The 19,103-nt window shown below is 68.1% G+C and carries 15 protein-coding genes; 4 read left to right on the top strand and 11 right to left on the bottom strand.

Features of this window, described 5'->3' with window-relative positions; all coding sequences use genetic code 11:
- The 3 genes from alr to OG817_RS43565 all read right to left on the bottom strand — a co-directional run bounded on the left by alr (window position 1) and on the right by OG817_RS43565 (window position 3,121).
- Window positions 1–1,191 carry an alanine racemase gene (alr, locus tag OG817_RS43575; protein ID WP_406050941.1) on the bottom strand — a complete coding sequence of 397 codons (1,191 nt, stop codon included), beginning with the start codon at window positions 1,189–1,191 and terminating at the stop codon, window positions 1–3.
- Between the two features lie 15 nt (window positions 1,192–1,206).
- Window positions 1,207–1,848 carry an HAD family hydrolase gene (locus tag OG817_RS43570; protein WP_406050939.1) on the bottom strand — a complete coding sequence of 214 codons (642 nt, stop codon included), beginning with the start codon at window positions 1,846–1,848 and terminating at the stop codon, window positions 1,207–1,209.
- Between the two features lie 88 nt (window positions 1,849–1,936).
- Complete coding sequence (locus OG817_RS43565; RefSeq protein ID WP_406050937.1) at window positions 1,937–3,121, bottom strand: GH12 family glycosyl hydrolase domain-containing protein; 1,185 nt, start codon at window positions 3,119–3,121, stop codon at window positions 1,937–1,939.
- Between the two features lie 279 nt (window positions 3,122–3,400).
- Here OG817_RS43565 and OG817_RS43560 point away from each other — a divergent pair, with 279 nt between their 5' ends.
- On the top strand, window positions 3,401–4,168 hold the full coding sequence (locus OG817_RS43560; RefSeq protein ID WP_406050935.1) for an META domain-containing protein: 768 nt from the start codon (window positions 3,401–3,403) through the stop codon (window positions 4,166–4,168).
- Here the strand turns inward: OG817_RS43560 and OG817_RS43555 are convergent.
- A complete protein-coding gene (locus tag OG817_RS43555) occupies window positions 4,152–7,127 on the bottom strand; it encodes a PIG-L family deacetylase (protein ID WP_406050933.1) in 2,976 nt (991 codons plus the stop codon). The two genes, OG817_RS43560 and OG817_RS43555, sit on opposite strands and share 17 nt — an antisense overlap.
- A gap of 168 nt (window positions 7,128–7,295) precedes the next feature.
- Here OG817_RS43555 and OG817_RS43550 point away from each other — a divergent pair, with 168 nt between their 5' ends.
- The gene (locus tag OG817_RS43550) at window positions 7,296–7,940 is read left to right on the top strand and encodes a DUF6000 family protein (RefSeq protein WP_406057634.1); all 645 of its coding nucleotides are present in this window, start codon (window positions 7,296–7,298) and stop codon (window positions 7,938–7,940) included.
- 142 nt (window positions 7,941–8,082) lie between these two features.
- Here OG817_RS43550 and OG817_RS43545 read toward each other — a convergent pair whose 3' ends face one another.
- The 4 genes from OG817_RS43545 to OG817_RS43530 form a co-directional block, all read right to left on the bottom strand.
- The gene (locus OG817_RS43545; protein WP_406050931.1) at window positions 8,083–9,486 is read right to left on the bottom strand and encodes an NAD(P)H-hydrate dehydratase; all 1,404 of its coding nucleotides are present in this window, start codon (window positions 9,484–9,486) and stop codon (window positions 8,083–8,085) included.
- Between the two features lie 4 nt (window positions 9,487–9,490).
- Window positions 9,491–9,841: a holo-ACP synthase gene (locus tag OG817_RS43540; protein WP_131360863.1), complete on the bottom strand. Its 351-nt coding sequence runs from the start codon at window positions 9,839–9,841 to the stop codon at window positions 9,491–9,493.
- A gap of 10 nt (window positions 9,842–9,851) precedes the next feature.
- On the bottom strand, window positions 9,852–10,856 hold the full coding sequence (locus tag OG817_RS43535) for a LacI family DNA-binding transcriptional regulator (RefSeq protein WP_406050928.1): 1,005 nt from the start codon (window positions 10,854–10,856) through the stop codon (window positions 9,852–9,854).
- 120 nt (window positions 10,857–10,976) lie between these two features.
- Window positions 10,977–12,932: an alpha-glucuronidase gene (locus tag OG817_RS43530; protein WP_406050926.1), complete on the bottom strand. Its 1,956-nt coding sequence runs from the start codon at window positions 12,930–12,932 to the stop codon at window positions 10,977–10,979.
- A 213-nt stretch (window positions 12,933–13,145) separates the two neighbouring features.
- Between OG817_RS43530 and coaA the strand changes: the two genes are divergently transcribed.
- Entirely contained in the window at window positions 13,146–14,099 is a 954-nt protein-coding gene (gene coaA, locus OG817_RS43525; RefSeq protein WP_406050924.1) for a type I pantothenate kinase, read from the top strand.
- Here the strand turns inward: coaA and OG817_RS43520 are convergent.
- From OG817_RS43520 to OG817_RS43510, 3 genes are read right to left on the bottom strand one after another with little or no spacing between them, the layout of a single operon-like run.
- Window positions 14,096–14,767, bottom strand: coding sequence for an SGNH/GDSL hydrolase family protein (locus tag OG817_RS43520; RefSeq protein WP_406050922.1), 672 nt, complete (start codon window positions 14,765–14,767; stop codon window positions 14,096–14,098). The genes coaA and OG817_RS43520 overlap by 4 nt on opposite strands.
- Window positions 14,764–15,984, bottom strand: a complete 1,221-nt coding sequence (locus OG817_RS43515; RefSeq protein WP_406050920.1) for an MFS transporter — start codon at window positions 15,982–15,984, stop codon at window positions 14,764–14,766. Before OG817_RS43515 ends, OG817_RS43520 begins: the two co-directional genes overlap by 4 nt.
- Window positions 15,981–17,528, bottom strand: a complete 1,548-nt coding sequence (locus OG817_RS43510; RefSeq protein ID WP_406050918.1) for a class I adenylate-forming enzyme family protein — start codon at window positions 17,526–17,528, stop codon at window positions 15,981–15,983. Before OG817_RS43510 ends, OG817_RS43515 begins: the two co-directional genes overlap by 4 nt.
- A 292-nt stretch (window positions 17,529–17,820) precedes the next feature.
- On the opposite strand from OG817_RS43510, the gene OG817_RS43505 reads away from it, so the two are divergent.
- Window positions 17,821–19,101 carry an SGNH/GDSL hydrolase family protein gene (locus OG817_RS43505; protein ID WP_406050916.1) on the top strand — a complete coding sequence of 427 codons (1,281 nt, stop codon included), beginning with the start codon at window positions 17,821–17,823 and terminating at the stop codon, window positions 19,099–19,101.
- Window positions 19,102–19,103 lie beyond the last annotated feature (2 nt).

The following is a 19,103-nucleotide window of genomic DNA, read 5'->3' as shown; positions in this document are numbered from 1 at the left end:
CTACCTTTCGACTGGGGTGGTGGGGTGGGGAAGGTCTTGAGCGCTGTCGACGTACCGGCGGGGAATCCGGGCGCCCAGCCGGGTCACGATCTCGTAGTTGATCGTCCGCGCGGCGTCGGCCCAGTCGTCCGCCGTCGGCTCGCCGTTGGTCCCGGGGCCGAAAAGCACGACCTCGTCGCCCGCGGCCGCCTCATCGTCCTCGAGGTTGACCACGCACTGGTCCATGCAGATCCGGCCGACGATCGTACGGCGATGTCCACCGGACAGGACCGGTGCTCCGTTGGACGCGTGCCGCGGCAGGCCGTCGCCGTACCCGAGCGGAATCAGGCCGAGCGTCGACGGCCGCGGCGCGGTCCAGGTCAGGCCGTACGAGACGCCCGCACCGGCCGGCACCCGCTTCACCATCGCGAGCCGTGCCTTCAGCGTCATCGCCGGGCGCAGCCCCAGCTCCGCCGACGGCAGCGCATGCCCGAACGGCGAGAGCCCGTACGTCGCGACGCCTGGGCGGACCAGGTTGAAGTGGGTCTCGGGGAGCGCGAGCGTGGCACCCGAGTTCGCCAGATGCTTGAACTCGGCGTCGATGCCGAACGACTCGGCGACCTCGATCGCCTCCTGGAACGTGGCCAGCTGAGCCTCGTTCGCCGGGCTCTTCGGCTCGTCCGAGGACGACAGATGCGACCAGATGCCCCGCACTTCGATCCGGCCCGACTGCTGCTCGCGGACGGCGGCGCGGATCAGCGCGGGCCACTCTTCGGGTACGGCGCCACCGCGGCTCATGCCGGTGTCGATCTTCAGGTGCACCCGGGCCGCCCGGTCGGTCACCCCGGCGGCCAGCTCATCGATCTCCCAGGGCGCGCCGGCGGACAGGTCGATGCCGGCGGCGATCGCGTCGGACAGCGGCTCGCCCGGCGTGGTCAACCAGCAGAAGATCGGACCGGTGTCGCCCGCCTCGCGCAGCGCGAGCGCCTCCTCGAGTACGGCGGCGCCGATCCAGTCGGCACCGGCCGCGCGAGCGGCCCGGGCGACCGGGACCATCCCGTGCCCGTAGCCGTCGGCCTTGACCACGGTCATCAGCTGCGCGCCGCCGGCACGAGCACGCAGCGTGGCCACGTTGTGGCGGATCGCGGCCAGATCAACGACCGCCTCGGCGCGGACCGGGCGGTCGCCGCTAAGTGACTGGAGGGTAGACATAGCCCTTCCAGTGTCTCAGGCGCCGTCGATCAGGTCGGCAAGGGCGGCCATGTCGTGGAAAACCGCGTCCGCCGCGGACAGCTTCGCGGGGTCCGTCATCCCGGCGTACCCGAAGACCTTCATGCCGGCCGCGTTGGCCGCGGCGACGCCCAGCGGACTGTCCTCGACGACCACGCAGTCGGCCGGTTTCACGCCGAGCTCCTGGGCAGCGTGCAGGAACAGATCAGGCGCGGGCTTGCCGTGGGCAACGTCCTCGGCGCTGAAGATGCGGCCCTCGAACCGGTCCAGGAACCCGACCGCGGTGAGCGCCGTACGGATCCGGCGATGCGTACCCGACGATGCCAGGCAGTACCTGATTCCCTCTGCGTCGAGGTGGTCGAGGACAGCCTCGACGCCCGCGATCGCCTGCAACTGGGCGAACCCGTCGAACAGGCGCTGGTGGTACCGGTCCTCCAGGTCCGCCGGCAGCGGCCGCCCGAGCTGCGCCTCGGCCTTCTGCCGCATGGACGCCATACTGCCGCCCATGAAGTCACGCACCGCTTCCTCGAACGTGTAGGGCAACCCGGCCTCGGTCAGCAGCTCGGCCAGGATCGAGTTGGCCAGCCGCTCGGAGTCCACCAGTACGCCGTCGTTGTCGAAGATCACCAGACCGATCACCCCAGCACCCTACGCAATGCGGCCGCCGCGACCTGGAGGGTCGCGGCGGCCACGTGCGTTCGCGCGAGCGCGGATGGGGTCCTGCTGCTCAGTTCTCCTGGATGGAGAAGTCGGTGAAGTCGAACCGCTTCTTGGCGTTGGCGGTGGACACGACCTCGATGCCGTAGTCGACCTGCCAGGTCGTCGCCTTCGGCGCCCAGCCACGGTTGACCATGTCACTGAAGAAGCTCGCCAGCGGCATCGTGCCGGACTTCTGCGTCACCTGCGACACGTAGGCGGTGTAGCCGTCCTCGTGCCACACGTCGTAGGTGAAGCCACCGAAGTTCACGGTGCCCACCTTGCGGCCGGCCGGGACCTGGCCCTTGTTCTCGGTCCAGATCATCAGCTCGTTGTTCAGGCCGTCGCCGATCCACGCGTCGAACGCGACGTTGTAGATGCAGCCGTCGCAGCTGGCCGGGGTCGCCGCCGCGAACTTGGCCGACTGGATCTTCGACAACGCGACGTCGTCGTAGTCCTTGTGCACGTTCGGGTACGCCTGAACACCCTTGTCGCCGGGCAGCGGCTGGGTGACCTCGACGTACCAGCTGTTGTAGTTGCAGGCGCCCAGCGTGTAGGTGCCGTTGTCGTTGTTCCACATGTTGTTGTGGACGTAGTACGCGCCGAAGGTCCGCCCGTCACCCTGGTTGTTCGTCGAGGTGGTGAGGAACGACGGATTGGTGCAGGTGCCCGCCGGCGACGAGGTCGGTGTCGCCGTACTGGGCGCGGTGGTCGTCGGAGCCGTCGTCGTGGGGGTCGACGTCGGCGGCTTCGTCGGGGTCGACGTGGTCGTCGGCGTGCTGGTCGGCGGCTTCGTCGGGGTGGTGGTGGTCTGGGTCGGCGTCGGGGTGGTCGGCTGTGCCGGTGCCGCGACGAAGTCGTAGTGCGCGGTATAGGTCAGCTTGGTGCCGGCGCGGTACCTGTTGCCGTCGTAGCGCAGGGCACGCAGCCGGTAGGACTTGTCATCGGTCCGGCTCGGGTCGATCGAGAGGATTGCCGGTCCGGAGGCCGTGGCGGTGATGGCGACGGGCTTCTTGCCGAAGCCGTGCAGCACCGTACAGCCGGAGTTCGCGTCCAGGACGCAGGTTTCGACGCGTCCGACGCTCGGGAGGTCGGTGACCGTGCTGTCCGCGGCGCTGGCCGTGGTCACTGCTTCAGGGGATCCCTTGGCCGCTTGTACGGCGATCGGCGCTGCGATGAGTGCGCCGATGGCAAGGAATACCGCTGGAATGACCACGCGGCTCCGGGCAGTTCGGGTGGGGGGCATGGAAAAGGTTCCTTCGTTGCTCGACGGGCCTGCACTGACTGCCCCAGAACTCCAGCGTGGCCCACGACTGTTCGATTGAATCCCCAGTGGGGCCGGCACTGCCGGCCTTGGCGTTCACATTCGCTCTCGCGGGTACGACGCGCCTGACGTTATCCAACCGTGATGTGAAAGGCCAACCCCGAGGTCCCGACTTTACGCGCAGTTAGCGTGCAACAGGCGGACCAACAAGCGCGTCCGTAGAGTGTGAAGATGCGGATGATCGCAGTGGCCGGCGCCGGTCTGCTGCTCGCCCTGACCGCCTGTGGGAACGAGTCGACCGCCGGTGGAACGCTCACCGGCAAGTCGTGGCTGTCGACCGCCGTGACCGAGAACGGCGCCCCGAAACAGCTCGCCCAGAACACCCGGGTCCGGCTCCAATTCACCGATGACGGGCGTTTGATCGCCGACGCGGGCTGTAACTCCATGCAGTCGAAGGTGTCGACCGGTGACGGCAAGCTGTCGCTGAAGGACGGCCTGATGATGACGGACATGGGCTGCCCCGGCCGGCAGGACCAGGACGGCTGGCTGTCCGGCATCCTGTCCAGCAAGCCGTCCTGGAAGCTCGACGGCGACACCCTCAACGTGACGTCCGGCGGTACGACGATCGCCCTCCAGGACCGCGAGACCGCGGAACCGGACCTGGCCCTCGACGGCACCAAGTGGGCGTTGAACACCGTGATCACCGGCGAGGTCGCCTCCCACCAGGCCGGATCGGAGAAGGCGTGGATGACGCTGAACGGCGAACGCGTCACCGGATCGACCGGCTGCAACGAGTTCCAGGGCATGGTGGCGCAGGCTCCCGGCAAGCTGACCTTCGGGGAGCTCGCGACCACTCGCCGCGCCTGTGCCGGTGACGCGGCGAAACTCGAGTCCAGTCTCCTGAACGGTCTGAAGGGCGAGGTCTCCTACGAGATCGACTCCAGCAAACTCGAGCTTCGCAACGCCGCCGGCGGCTTGGACTTCACCGCCGTCCGCTGAGTTCGAGGTCGAAGGCCTGGACCTCGTTCTGTGGCGTCTCGTAGGAGACGAGCAGGCGACCGTCCTTGGCGAGCGTCGCCCGCTGGGCAGCGGTCAGCGGGATCGACCAGTGCTGGACACCGTGGGTGATATTCTGTGTCGCCTGCTTCACCAGGTGACCGCTCAGGTCCGGTGACCACGGTGGGATGCCACCGTCGGTGACCGCGCATGGTGTCAGGCCGTAGTCGGGTGGCGGGTCCGCGGCGAGTGTGCAACTCGTCGTCCACAACGGGATCGCCCCGAGCTCACCGGTGGTCAGGAACGCACGCGCTGTACCGCTACCGCTGGACTTCGTCACCACGTCCACGCTGCTCCCGCGGAGTGCGGCGGACAAGATCTTGAGGTCGGTCGTGGGAACCCGGCCGGAGATCGGTACGCCGTTCCGCGCGGACTGCGCGATGGTCTGCGGTGACAGGGCGCCGTTGAGGTTGGGGTTGGAGACGTTGGGCGGCGCCGGTGTGGTCGGGCGGTCGGCCGGAGGCGTGTAGCCCGGCAGCGTCGCGAGACCCCAGCGGTACGGGTCGGACTGGACCGACCCGAGCGCCGACCAACCGAGTCGCGTGCTCATGTCGATGTGCCTGAGCGTCGTCGTACCAGCTGCTGACGTGTCGTCGTTGTCGTACGGCGTGATGTTCAGACCGAGGCGCGACGGGTCGACCGCCGCGGGGAGGTCGGCCAGCGGGATCTTGACCTCGAGGTCGTAGCCGCCACCGGCGTACGCGTGCGGCACGGTCGTCTCGTTGCTGCCGACCCACTGTGCGGTCGACGCGACCTGTACGCCGGGTGCGTTGCCGGTGTCGAGCGAACCGCTGGAGTAGCCCTGGTGGTTGTCGGCGTCGCGCTCCCAGCACGGGCCGCCGCTCTGACTGAACGGGAAGATGCCGAGCTTGAACGTGTTCGCGGTGTCCATCAGCGCCTGCGACGCGTTGCCGCGCGGGTCGAGCAGGATTTCCACCGAGTCCGCCTGCCAGTGGCCGACACACTCGGCCGGCGTGACGGCGTACGACTGGTAGTCGTCGCGGACGTGGATGAAGAAGTACAGCGCGTCGTCCGACCAGCTCAACTTGGCCGTACTGCCTTCACCCGTTGGGGAAACGCCACAGTCGTCGACGCCGGTGCAGGTGGAAGCGCCCTGCCAGATCCGGCCGAGGTCGAGCGTCGGCCCCGGGTACTCGCCTGGGTCCGCCGTTCCGTCGACGACTGGGGTTGCCTGCGGGATCACGGTGGTCGGGACCAACGTCAGCGTCAATGTCTCGCCGCCGGCACCACCGGCGTACGTCGTCTTGATCGGGATCGACACGTTCTGCTGAACAGGCAGGGACGTGTCGGTGTTGGTGACTTTGAACGTGACTGTCGTGTCAGCGCCTGGCTGAGCATCGTAGGGTTTCGAGGCCGCGTCGACAGTGAAGTTCGCTGGGAGCTCGAGCGACACCGCGCCACTCTGCGGCTCGGCGGACCAGTTGTGCACGACGACCGGTACGTCGATCGTCTGACCGATCCCCATCGACTGGATCGCCGGGGACCGACCGAGCCGGTTGGCCTGCGGTGCGGTCGTCGACAGCCATTCGTCGTACTCCTGCCAGTTGCCCCACCGCTGGAACCGGCCCTCGGCGGCAGACACGATCCGTACGACATTGTCCGTGTAGCCCGTGGCCTTCGCGGTGGTGTAGGTGGCGGCGACCTTCGCGTTCTGGTCGACTGTTGCGGTGGCTGACGGGGTCACCGTGAAGGTGATGTCGGCACTGGCATTTGCCGGCACCGGCTTCGGGGCGTCGACCGTCCAGCCCGCCGGGACCTGGAGGCTTACGTTGCCTTCGGCAAGCTCGCCCTTGGGCGCCTTGAGGTGGACGGTCGCGTGGAAGGGTTCACCGGCGACGTTGTAGAAGCGGTCGAACGTCAGGTACTCCAAGGTGCCCAGTGGGAGTCCGCCCGGATCAGGTTTGGTCGCGCCGAACAGGATCGCGTCGTCGCGGCCTGCGGCTGGATTGGCGTTCGGCTGGAACGGGACGAACGACTGCGTCATCCCGAACCGGGGACAGGCCGGCACTGAACTGCCCTTGAACATCACCCGGCTCTGCGTCGGGTAGGCGGCCCGACCCTCGTCGGCCACCTGCTGCCAGATCTTGGGTGTCCCGACCGGTTTGCCCTGGACGTTCCCAGCCGGCCACTTGTACGGCGAGTCGTACCCGGTCCACACGCCCGCGACGGTGTCCAGGCCCGTCGGCGTGAACCCGGTGGTGCAGTTCGCGGCCGTCGTCGTACCGCCAGTGCCCGCTGTGGTGCCGCCGGAGAAGACCTTCTTCACCTGCCACGTGCTCAGCGCGTGCGGGCCCTTCAGTTGCTCGGGGAACTTGGTCGGATCGGCGGCTGCGAGCACGCCTTCCCAGATCAGCCGCCCGGCCTGCTGGTGGTTGCCGTGTCCCGCGGCGAGCGTCGGCGTGAACCCGATGTAGACCTCAGGCTGCGTCTCCCGGATCACCCGGGTCACCCGGCGCAGCGTCTCCTCCTCGTCCCAGAAGTACTGCGTCAACGGCGCACTCTGGTTGTAGAAGAAATCGATCCGGTCCAGGTTGAAGATGTCCACGGTGCCGGAGCGGTAGTGCGCGACCCGGTCCTCGTTCTCGCGCCGAAGCCCCAGGTCCGGGCCGAGCTCGGTGCCGGCCGCGTTCCCGCCGCCCTCACCGCGCGTCACCATGATCACGCCACACTTCACGCCGTACTGCTGATGCCAGACACCACACGGCCCGATGATGCTCGTGTCGTCGTCCGGATGGGCCCACTCCCCCATCACGTCGATCTTCGTGTTCCGATCAGCCACATACGGCGTGCCCGCCGAGTCCTCGGCCGAGGTTCGCGCCTGGGCCGGCAGCGGCAGCGCGGCAATCAGAGCAAGAGCAGCAACCACAACAATTCGCTTCACAGCGCACACTCCAAGGGCGGCGGAGTTCACCAGCAACCCCTTTCCTACCCACAACCAGCCAATCCCACCCCGCTTCGTGGCTTGCGCGTTCTCGTGCTTCGTGCCGGGTGATCTCGTGCCCGATGATCTGTGGGAGCGTGGAGCTCCTGTTGCGGAGGGCAAGTGGGGATGATCGAGAGGTCCGGCGAGGACGAGCGCCGGCTCCGGAGAGCGGCAAAGCGCTGGGTCCATCGGGGGCGGCGCTATCGACACCTCATGATCGGGGCGTTTGTGATGCCGCGGTTTCGGCAACGCTGGTTCCAGTGGCGGTTGCGGCGGGCAGGCCGCCGGGCACCGGCCGAAGACCTTGCTCTGCTGCTGCGAGCTGGGTGGCGTGAGCGGCTGACCGCGACCTGGCTCATCGCCGCCGGCCGGCGAGCGGATCTGCGTCCGGTGATGGAACGGGGCATCCTCGGCGACGAACCGTCCGGGGACCGCTGGAGCTACTGTCCGGCGTTCGCCAGCCTGGGTACCGAGGACGACGCCCGGATCCTCGTCACCTATCTGGTCAGGGCGCTCTCCCTACCGCCCGAGGACGAAGGTTTCGTCACCCAGTGCCAGCCCGAGGCCCTCGCGACCCTCATGTACCTCGACCAGCAGCTCGGCACCGACCATGCCCAGGGCTTCCTCGCCGACGGCGGGCCCTGGGAACGCTGGCCGGGTTCCGTGAACGTCTCGTTGGCGGACCTCCAGGACGGCGTCCGTCGTGAGGTCGTCTTCGCGGCCGGCGGCAACCCAGGCATCCGACGGATGGTGAAACTCCAGCGCGGATAAGCAGGTCTCATCACGCGGCGGCGTGCAGCTCGACAGGAGGTGTCGGGCGGATCATGGTGCACCTGAGCGTGAGCACGCCCTCGTGTACGGCGTCTCGCAGGTGCACTACCTGTTGATCCGTACATCGTCGAGGTGTGGGCTACTACCCCTGGAGGATCTGGCGGGTGGCTTCGGGGAGGGCTGCGGCTACTGCGAGGGCTGTGATGGGGCCGGAGGCGGAGGCGAGGGTGGCTGCGGCCGCGTGGAGGTAGGCGGCGACAGCTCCGGCGTCGGTTTCGTCGAGGCCGGCGGCGGCCAGGGCGCCGCAGAGGCCGGCCAGGACGTCGCCGGAGCCGGCGGTGGCAAGCCAGGGGGTGCCGTTCGTGTTGACGTACGCCGTGCTGCCGTCCGCGGGTGCGATGACCGTCGTCGAGCCTTTCAGCAGCACGATCACCTGGTGCTCTTCGGCGGCGTACCGGGCATAGTGCAGGCGCCGTGCTTCGATCTCCTCGCGGGGTACGCCGAGCATCAGGCTGAGCTCACCCGCATGCGGCGTGATCAGGACCCGGCCAGCCCGGTCGGTGTCGAGTACGTCGATGGCCCCGGCATCCACCACAACGGGCAGGTCCTGCTGTTGTGTCACGCGGTCGAACAACTCGCGGTCGATGGTGTCCTTGTTCAGACCCGAGCCGACGGCCCAGGCCTGGACCCGACCCTCGCCGACGACCACCTCGGGATGCACCGCGAGCACCGCGCGGGCGACCTCGTCGGGGCCGACGTACCGGACCATGCCGAGGGGGCCGGAGAGGGCGCCGGACGTGGCGATCACCGCGGCGCCCGGGTACTGGGTGGAGCCGGCGATGAGGCCGAGGACGCCGCGGGAGTACTTGTCGGACTCCCCGGTGGGGACGGGGTAGAGGGCGCGGATGTCGGCGGGTTGGAGGGCTGCGACGGCGGCGGGTGGGAGGTCGAGGCCGATGTCGACCAGGTGGACCGGGCCGCAGGCGCTGGCGGCGGGATCGATGAAGTGGCAGATCTTGTGGGTGCCGAAGGTGACGGTGAGGGCGGCGCGGACGTGCGGCTCGGGAGTCTCGCCGGTGTCGACGTCGACGCCTGAGGGAGTGTCGACGGCAACGATCGGTACGCCGTACTCGTCTGCCAGCTCGACCGCGGCGAGCGCGTCGGGGCGGAGACCGGGGCGGCCGCCGATGCCGACGATGCCGTCGACCACCACGTCGGCGTCGGGGATGTCGTCGGTCGAGCCGATGCGTCCGCCGGCTGTCAGCAGTCCGTCGAGGCCGGCTTCGTGAGCTTTGGAGGAGAGCAGTACGGCGGTCACCTGCGCGCCGCGACGCGCCAGGCGGACACCGGCGTACAGGGCGTCGCCGCCGTTGTCGCCGGAGCCGATCAGGAGTACGACGCGGGCGCCGTACGTGCGGCCGAGGAAGTTGCTGATGGCAACGGCGAGTCCGGTGGCGGCGCGTTGCATCAGGGTACCTTCGGGGAGGCGCGCCATCAGGTCGGCCTCGGCGGCGCGGACCTGCTCGACTGTGTGTGCGCGACGCATGCGTTCAGCCTTCCAGGACGACGACCGCTGAGGCGATGCCGGCGTCGTGGCTCAGGGAGAGGTGCAGGCTCTGGACGCCGAGACGGCTGGCCTGGGCGGCGACGGTTCCGCTGATCTCGAGCCAGGGGCGTCCGGTCTCGTCGGTCTGTACTTCGGCGTCGTGCCAGTGCATTCCGGCTGGGGCGCCGAGGGCTTTCGCCAGAGCTTCCTTCGCTGCGAACCGGGCTGCCAGTGATGCGGGCGGTTTCACTGCCTCGGTCGCCGTGAACACACGGTCCCGCAGACCGGGCGTGCGATCCAGCGTCTTCATGAACCGCTCCACGTCGACCACATCAATACCCACGCCGACGATCATGTTCCTCACCCTAACCGGAGGGCACGGACGTGGATTGGCGGACTCGCATTTCTACGGCCAGGTCCATTCGGAGGGCGGCGGGTTGGATGCCTCGGGCGAGGTCCAGGACCAGGCGGGTGGCCAGTTCGGCCATTTGGCGGAGGGGTTGGTGGACGGTGGTGAGGGTGGGCCCTACCCATTGCGCCACCGGGAGGTCGTCGTAGCCGACGACCGAGAGGTCGCGCGGGATGTCGAGGCCGAGTTCACGCGCTGCCTGGTAGACGCCGAGGGCTTGCATGTCGCTACCGGCGAAGATCGCGGTCGGCCGGTCCTTCCGACCCAGCAGAACTGTGGCTTCCCGATGCCCGCTCGCGACCCCGAAGTCCCCCGACCGAATCAGCTCCGGATCAACCGGCACGCCGGTCGACCGCAGCGCGTCCGTGTACCCGTCGACCCGCTGCCGCGAGCAGAGCGTCTCCACCGGCCCACCGATCATCCCGATCCGCCGGTGCCCGAGCTTCAGCAGATGCATCGTCGCCATCCGCCCGCCGTTCCAGTTGGCCGAACCGATGGACGGTACGTCGTCCCCCTCGTCGCCGACCGGATCGACGACCACGAACGGGATCCGCCGCGCCTCCAGCTGCGCCCGCTGGTCGGGATCGAGATCGGAGAACACCATGATCACGCCGAGCGGCCGCCGGCTCAGCACCGACTCGATCCACTCCTGCCGCGGCCGCCGGGAGGCGCCGCACTCGGACAGCACCAGCTCGACACCCTCGGCGCGAACCACTCCCTCGACACCGTGGATCAGCTCGACCGCCCAGTCGCCACCGATCTGGTGGAAGACGAGATCGATCATCGGACTGCTCGCCGTCCCACTGGTACGCCGTCGATACCCGTGCTCCTGGATCAGGCTCTCGACCTTGGCCCGGGTCTCCGCGGACACGTCGGCACGACCGTTCAGCACCTTGGACACGGTGGGCACGGAGACCCCGGCCTGCTCAGCAATCTGCGCAATCGTCACCCGCTCGCCCACAACGAGCACGATACAACTCGACCCGAAACTTTCGATCCAGCGGCAGATCCAGCGGCAGATCCGGCGGTAGATCCAGCGGTAGATCCAGCGGTAGATCTAGCGGTAGATCCAGCGGTAGATCTAGCGGTAGATCGTGCGGCCCTCGGAGTCGGGGATCCCGCTGAGGCGGAAGAAGTACGTGTTCACCTGGTCGCGCCACTCGCGCGCGTTGGCAAGCTGCCCCTCGAGGCGAGCGCTGATGTTCTCCCGCGTGACGGGCTCGAACCGGTCGGCGATCGCCTTCCAGCGGGTCAGCATCGTCTCGACCTCGTCGTACCCCTGGAAGTGGGTGTCGTAGATCTGCTGGAGGACCGTCCGCCCGTTCTGCAGCACGTGGTCGTAGGGAACGTGGTGGAAGAACAGCAGCAACTCGTCCGGGCAGGTGTAGACGCTCTCGTAGCGACCGGCCAACGGTTCCGGATACTGCCCGGTGAACCCTGACCCCGTGGCGACCGTCCGGTCGACGCCGACACCGTTGCGGTCCGCGAAGTGGTACGTCCCCCACGCGGAGTACTCGTACCCGTTGACGCTCGGCCCGTAATGCGACCCCGGCGACACCATGAAGCCGACACCGAGCGGCGCGGTGTAGCGCTCGTACGTCGGCCACGAGTCGGCCATGATCGACACCAGCTCCGACCGGGTCCGGTCGTCCATCGCGAACGTCGCCGCCACCCACTCGTGCAACAGGCTGACCGGATCCGCCGACGGATCCCAGGCGAGCCGGCCGTACGCATACAGATTGCTCTGGGCAAGTTTATGCCCGGTCCAGTTCGCATCGTCACCAACGTTGGACACGGCAACGATCGCCTTGGTGCGGTCGGCAACAGTCGCTCCACCGGCACCGGTCGTGTCGAACTGCAGGATCTCCCGCCACCACGGGCCGAGGTAGCACAGGTCCTTCTGCTGCCCGGTGTACTCCTGCGTCACCTGCAACTCGAGCGCGAACCGCGTCGCCTGCAACTCGCCCAGCAACGGCGACACCGGCTCGCGCGCCTGGAAGTCCAGCGGCCCGTGCTTCACCTGCAGTACGACGTTGTCCTGGAACCGCCCGTCCAGCGGGATGAAATGGTCGTACGCCGCCCGCGCCCGGTCGGTACTGCGATCACGCCAGTCCTGGTGGGAGTCGTACACGAAACACCGCCAGAAGACGGTCCCCCCGTACGGCGCCAGGGCCTGGGCGAGCAGGTTCGCACCATCGGCGTGGGTCCGCTCGTAGACGTGCGGTCCCGGCCGGTTCTCCGAGTCCGCCTTGACCACGAAACCGCCCAGATCCGGTACGGCGTCGTACACCCGGCTGACCGCGGCCGACCACCACCGGATCACTCGCGGGTCGAGTGGGTCGGCGGTGTCGAGGTCGCTGAGCTCCATCGGCGCCGCGAAGTTCACCGAGAGGTACACCGCGATCCCGTACTCACGGAACACCGCGGCCAGCCGGGACACGTCCGGCAGGTGGTCGGTGATCAGCCGGGTCTCGGCCGCGTGCACGTTGACGTTGTTGATCGCCACCGCGTTGATGCCGATCGAGGCCAGCAACCGGGCGTACCCGCGGACCCGGGTGAGATCCGCCACGACCCGGCCGTCGCGGAAGAAGATCGATCCACCGGAGTACCCGCGCTCGACCGCACCCATCCGCGGATGCGGCACCAGGTTGTCCCAGTGGTCCAGCATCCGGATCGCGATGGCCGGCCGTTCGACCACGACGAACTCGCTGGTCATCCACTCGAAGTACCGCAGCACGTAGAAGTAGCCGTACAGCAGGCCGCGCCCGGCTTCGGCGGCGACGACGAGATTGTTGCCGCGTCGCGCCACTACGAAGCCCTCGGCTCCTAACCCCTCGTCGTGGAGCGTGGCCTCGACCTCTTGCCACAAAGGCGTCTCGCGCACCCGGCCAAGGGTGCACAGGGCAACTTCCACATCGTTGCGGATCCGCCGGGTCTGCCGGAGCTCGGCGCGGATCGTCTGCGCCAGCGCGCCGGACGCATGGATGGTGACCTCGGGCAGCCGCTGGGTGCCGAGCCAGCAGGGGTCAACTGTCATGCCTCGACCACGCTCCCGAGCGACCCCTCACTCATCCCGAAAGTTTCGATATCACTTCCGGTGCTGGACTGCGAACACACCGTACGGACTCGGCCACGGACCGTCAAGAGCCGAGTAAACGGTTTCCCGGCGCTCCGCCGAATGCCTGGTTGAGACGAAGCCCACTCCGGCCCGGTGTGGGTGCACCGTGCGTGGATGGGAAGAATGGGGCTCATGCTGCAGCCGTCGCGGGAGGTGACTCCCTATACCGAGCTGGACCGGGCCGCCTGGGCGCAACTGGCCGAGACCACCGTGTCCCCGCTCACCGTCGAGGAGATCGAGCGGCTGCGCGGTCTCGGCGACGAGATCGACATGGACGAAGTGCGCGAGGTCTACCTCCCGCTGTCCAGGATCTTGTCGCTGTACGTCCGGCACGCCCGTGCGCTGCACGCGGACACCGAGAGCTTTCTCGGCAAGCCGGCCGAGACGCGGACGCCGTTCGTGATCGGCATCGGCGGCTCGGTTGCCGTCGGCAAGTCGACCACCGCCCGGTTGCTACGCGAACTGCTGGCCCGCTGGCCGGAGCACCCGCGAGTCGCGCTCGTCACCACCGACGGCTTCCTCTGGCCGAACGCCGAGCTCGAGCGCCGGAATCTGATGATGCGCAAGGGCTTCCCGGAGTCGTACGACCGCAAGTCACTACTGCGCTTCGTCGTCGAGGTGAAGTCCGGGATGGACACGGTCGAGGCGCCGGTCTACTCCCACCTGCACTACGACCGGATGCCCGGCGTCCGGACCACCGTCGAGCAGCCCGACATCCTGCTGCTCGAGGGCCTGAACGTCCTGCAACCGGCCCCCCGGCGCGCGGACGGCAAGAGCGGCCTGGCGGTCAGCGACTTCTTCGACTTCTCCGTGTACGTCGACGGCGCGGCAGACGACATCCGCAGCTGGTACGTGCACCGCTTCCTCAAGCTGTGGGAGACGGCCTTCCGCAACCCGGAGTCCTACTTCGTCCGGTACGGCGAGCTGAGCCGCGAGGAAGCGATCAAGAAGGCCGAGTCGCTCTGGGACGGCATCAACGGTCCCAATTTGCGCGAGAACATCCTGCCGACCCGCTCCCGCGCCACCCTCGTCCTCCGCAAGGGCGCGGACCACGCCGTCCGCTGGGTCCGCCTCCGCAAGCTCTAGTAGCCGCGGGACAGGTGTCGGCTGAGGATGCGGATGGTCTCGGCGGTGGCGATGGCGTCGCTGCGGGCGTTGCCGTGGCGGCCGTCTGAGCTGTAGAGGCTCGGATCGGTCGACAACGGGTGGTCCGTCAGGTGGACGTGAATCGTGGCAAGCTTCTCCGCGAGTACTGCGGTCCGGTCGGAGAGAGTCCGCATCCGTTGCCTCAGCCCCGGCCGCAACCACTCGGCAACCGCGGGGCTGTAGGAGACGTCGAACATGCCGAGCGTCATCACGTCAGCGCCCGCGTCCTGCAGTGCCGTGATCATCAAAGTCAGCTCGCGGTCGACTCGCTCCGGGTCGTACGTCGCCGGGAAGGCATCGTTGCCGCCGCCAACGACCAGCGCGAGATCCGGACCGAACACCAGCGCCCGCTCCAACTGGGTGCTGAGAATCTCGCGAGTGCGCAGACCGCTGGCGCCAAGGTTGAGATACTCCAGTTCAGGGCGGCTCTGCTTCAGCTCGTCGGCGATTCGGTCGGCCCACTGGAGTTCGCTGTAGCCCTCGACCGGTTCGCACAGCCCTTCGGCGACACTGTCGCCGAGTACGACGAAGCGCCGCCACGGGTGACCGGCGAGCAGCTCAGCGCTCTCGCCGGGCGCTAGACAATAGGGATCGGTCTCCTCGTTCATCTCGCCTCCACCGCGGTGGTCGGTGCATCGAGGACGCGGCCCGGCCCTCGGCGTACGAGCGGGAAGACACTGACGAGCAGGCACACGATCCCGGACAGGACCAGCGATGGGATCAAACCGAACCAGCTGACCAGCTCACCGGCGAGCAGGGCGCCGAGCGGGAGCCCGGCGAACGACGTGGCCGCGACCACTCCGATCACTCGCGCCTGCAAATCCTTCGGGACGTGTTCGTAGAGCGCGGCGCCGAAGACCGGGTTGATGGCGGCCATCCCGATCCCTGACAGGAACGTCACCGCCATCACCAGCAGCAGGTCGTCGCTCAGTCCCAGCACCAGCAGCCGCGGGCTGCCGCCGACGACCGCGCCGACGGCGAAGGTGAGGTAGCGCGGCAACCTGGTCGCGAGGACGGCGAATCCGATGCTGCCGAGCAGGGCGCCGGCCGAGAACGCGCCCAGCGTCAGACCGAGACCGGCAGCCGTGCCGAGTTGGTCCTTCACCCACAACGGGATGAACACCGCCGTACTCGCGCTGCTGAAGACGTTCAACGTGAAGGTGGTGATCAACATCGTCGCGAGCAACGCGTCCCCGCGCACGAACGCGAATCCCACGCGGAGTGAGCGGAAGTACTTCTCCCGTACGGCGGACGCCGGCACCGCCGGCGGGTTGACGAATCCGGCGACCAGCAGGCCGCAGACGAGGAACGTCACCGCATCGATCCACAGCACCGATGCAGCGTCGGTCCAGTAGATCAACAGGCCGGCGAGTGGTGCGGCGAGCAACGTCGCGCCCCGCGCGAAGGCCTCGTGGAGTGAGGTGATCCGGATCAGTTCGACCTCGGCAGCCTCGGCCATCGGCCGCACGAGCAGGTCCTTGGCGCGATCCGCGGCGCCGCGCAGGCCGCCCGCGATCGCGACGAGGACGAGCAAGGCCGCGAACCCGAGCCCGGTGGTGGCAGCGATCGCCGCCACCGCGACCGCACTCGCGAGGTTCGCGAGGACCGACGTACGCCGTGCTCCGAGGTTGTCGATCACCGGACCGGCCATGATGCTGGCCACGATGTACGGGATCATCTCGACCGCCGCGACCACGCCCATCCGGGCGGCACTGCCCGTGGTCACCAAGACCAGCCACGGGATCGCCACCATCGAGATCCGGCTGCCCACGGCGGACAGCACATCCGCGGTGAACAACACCGCCAGCCCACGACGCGGCGTCATCGCACCGTCATTCCCACCGGGTGCAGTTCTGCGTGGAGTTTGCGGAGGGCAACCTTGTCGACCTTCGCGATGCGGGTCAGGGGAAGTTCGTCGACGAAGTCGATCGTGGCGGGCGTCCACATCTCGTTGAGGGTGGTGGTGACGAGGTCCTGCAGTTCCTCCGCGGAGACCGGCGTACGGGCGACGACGAACGCGTGCACGGCCTCGCCGACAACAGGATCGGGTACGCCGATGACGGCGGCGGTCCGGACGGCGGGGTGGCTACCGAGGACATCCTCGATCGGGCGGCAGAAGATGGCCCAGTTGCGGCGGGTGGTGACGATCATGTCGTGCACGCGATCGACCAGGAACAGATAACCGTCCTCGTCGACGTACCCGAGATCGCGCGTCCGCAGCCAGCCGTCGACCAGGGTCTCCGCGGTCAGCTCGGGCTTGCCGAGATACCCGGCGAACGTGAGGTTGCTCCGCACCCACACCTCTCCGGTCTGTCCCGGCGACAACACCTTGCCGTCGTCATCCCGGATCTCCAGCTCGACATCGCCGTACGCCGTACCCGCCGAAGCCAGTCTCTCGGGATGCAACGGATCCTCGGTGAGCCCAGGCTGCGCGGTCACGACCACGGCCTCACTCAACCCGTAAACGATCCGCAGCACAGGCCCGAACCGCGCGATCCCCTGCCGCAGCCGCGCGGGCGTAGCCGGCCCGGCGCCGACGTTCAGCATGAACAGGCTGCTGCAGTCGAACTCCTCACCACCGGGATGATCGAGCACCTCGTACAGCATCGGCGGCGTCACGTACGTCGACGTGATCCGCTCGGTCGACACGGTCCGGTAGAACTCCTCCGGTGACCAGCTGTCGGTGAGGAACAGCACGCCACCGGTGAACAGGTTGAAGAAGCTGGTGATCTGCCCACTCGCCAGCCACAGCGGCGATCCCGAGTAGTGCCGCAGCAACGGGACGCCGCCATCGACGAACGCGTCTGCCAGCGAGAGGATCTGCTTGTAGAACGCCTGCGTGTGGTGCACCAGCTTGGGATCGCCCGTCGTACCACTCGTCTGCAGCACCGAGTCCGGCGCAGGCACGGAGGCATCGATCACGTACGACGCTCCGTCTCCGGACAACTCGGCGACGCGGAACACCGGCATCGGTGCCAGCGACGCCGCAAGCTCACAACCCAGATCCCCCGTGCCATCAGGGTCGTAAACGAACGCGTCCGCATCGGCGAGCGTCGCGAACCGGTCGATCTCGCGCCGGGACGTGATCGGCGCGCTCCAGAGCACGCGGCACCCGTGCAGGTGCAGAGCCAGTTGCAGGGCCGGGGCATCGAAGCAGTTCGCCGCCATCACCAGCACCTTGCCGCCCGGCCGGATCCCGGCGTCGCGCAGCCCCGCCGCGATCCGCAGTACGTCGGCGATCAATTCGCCGTACGTCGCCTTCCGGGCACCGCGGACCAGCGCGAGCCGGTCGGCGAATCGGTGGAACAGCGTGAATACCCGCAGCACATAATTGCTGCTGTTTTCGGGCACGGCGAATTCAGGCGGCATTTCGTCTGCTTTCCCTCGACTCCGGCCACCCCCAGCCGTGGCGGCGACTCTACCGGAGCCTCGGACGGCTGCAAAGAGCCTGGAAACCGCTCAACCGCGGCGGATCCGTCGCTCTCCGGAGTCGGTCGCTTACTCCATCCGCCAGGTGAAGGAATACCCCTGCGAAACCGGGGTGCGAGATCGCCGCTAACCGCTGCCCATGAATTTCTGAAAATGCAATTCCGGTGCATTGACCGGATTCCTCGCGGCGTATTACGTTCCGTCCGCATCCATTCCGCCGGGAGGTCCGTCCATGCACATTTCCAGCAGTTGGCGCACAGTTGCGGTGACCGCCGCTCTCACTCTCGCAGGTTCGACTCTGGCCGGCGCGAGCTACGGGGGCGACCGCGACAGCGAGTGGGTCGGCACCTGGGCGACCGCGGTCACCCACGGCAACGCCACCGGTTCGACCAACCTCGGGCTGACCGACCAGAGTGTCCGGCTGGTGGTACGCCCGACCGTCGGTGGCGACCGGATCCGGATCCGGCTGTCGAACATCTACGGCGAGAAGACCGTGACCGTCGGTGCCGCGACCGTTGCCAAGCCCAACAAAGCGACGCCCGAGTTGTCCGACATCGACCCGAACACCCTGCGGACGTTGACGTTCGGCGGTTCGGGCAGCGCGTCGATGGTGAAGGGCAGCGAACTGCTGAGCGACCCGGTCAACCTGCGGCTGGGTACTCTCGACGACCTCGTGGTCAGCCTGTACTTCCCGGAGAACACCGGCCCGACGACGTTCCACGGCTCGTCGATCCAGGACAACTTCGTTGGCCCGTCCAACCTCGTCACCGAGTCTGGCGGCGCGGCGTACACCCTGACCCGGCGCTGCTGCTGGTTCTTCCTGTCCGGCGTGGACGTGCAGACCGACGACTCGGACGGCTCGATCGTCGTACTCGGCGACTCGATCACCGACGGCACCAACAGCACGCCGAACGCCAACAACCGCTGGCCGGACCAACTGGCCGAGCGGCTCGCCGCGAGCGCCGGGCACGAGCCGTTCCCGAGCGTGCTGAACGCCGGACTGGCCGGCAGCCGGCTCAACCACGAGGGCAGCGAGCCGTCCGACAACGGCGCGTTCCCCGGGTTCAACGAGGTCGGGGTCAACTCACTGGCCCGGCTGAACGAGGACGTGTTCGCCCAGACCGGCGTACGGACCGTGATCACCGAACTGGGCGTCAACGACATCTGGATGTCGGACGACTCCGCGGCCGAGATCATCGGCGCGCTGCGACAGGTGAACGCGCAGGTGAAGGAGCGTGGGCTGCGCAGCCTGGTCAGCACGATCACGCCGTTCGAGGGACTCAGCGGCACAGACAGCTGGACCCCGGCCAAGGAGGCCACTCGGCAGGCGGTGAACAGCTACCTGCGGTCGAGCCACGAGTTCGACGGCGTCCTCGACTTCGACAAGGTCGTGCGCGACCCGGCCCACCCGAGCCAGCTCAACCCGGCGCTCGATTCCGGCGACCACATCCACCCGAACGAGGCCGGCTACCAGGCGATGGCCGCCTCGGTGCCGCTGAACCTGGTGCGCTGACT

Origin of the sequence: Kribbella sp. NBC_00889 (assembly GCF_045207705.1) — a bacterium.
GTDB lineage: Bacteria > Actinomycetota > Actinomycetes > Propionibacteriales > Kribbellaceae > Kribbella.
Note: the sequence above shows the minus strand (reverse complement) of the source record. Positions and strands in the feature narration are given on the sequence as shown.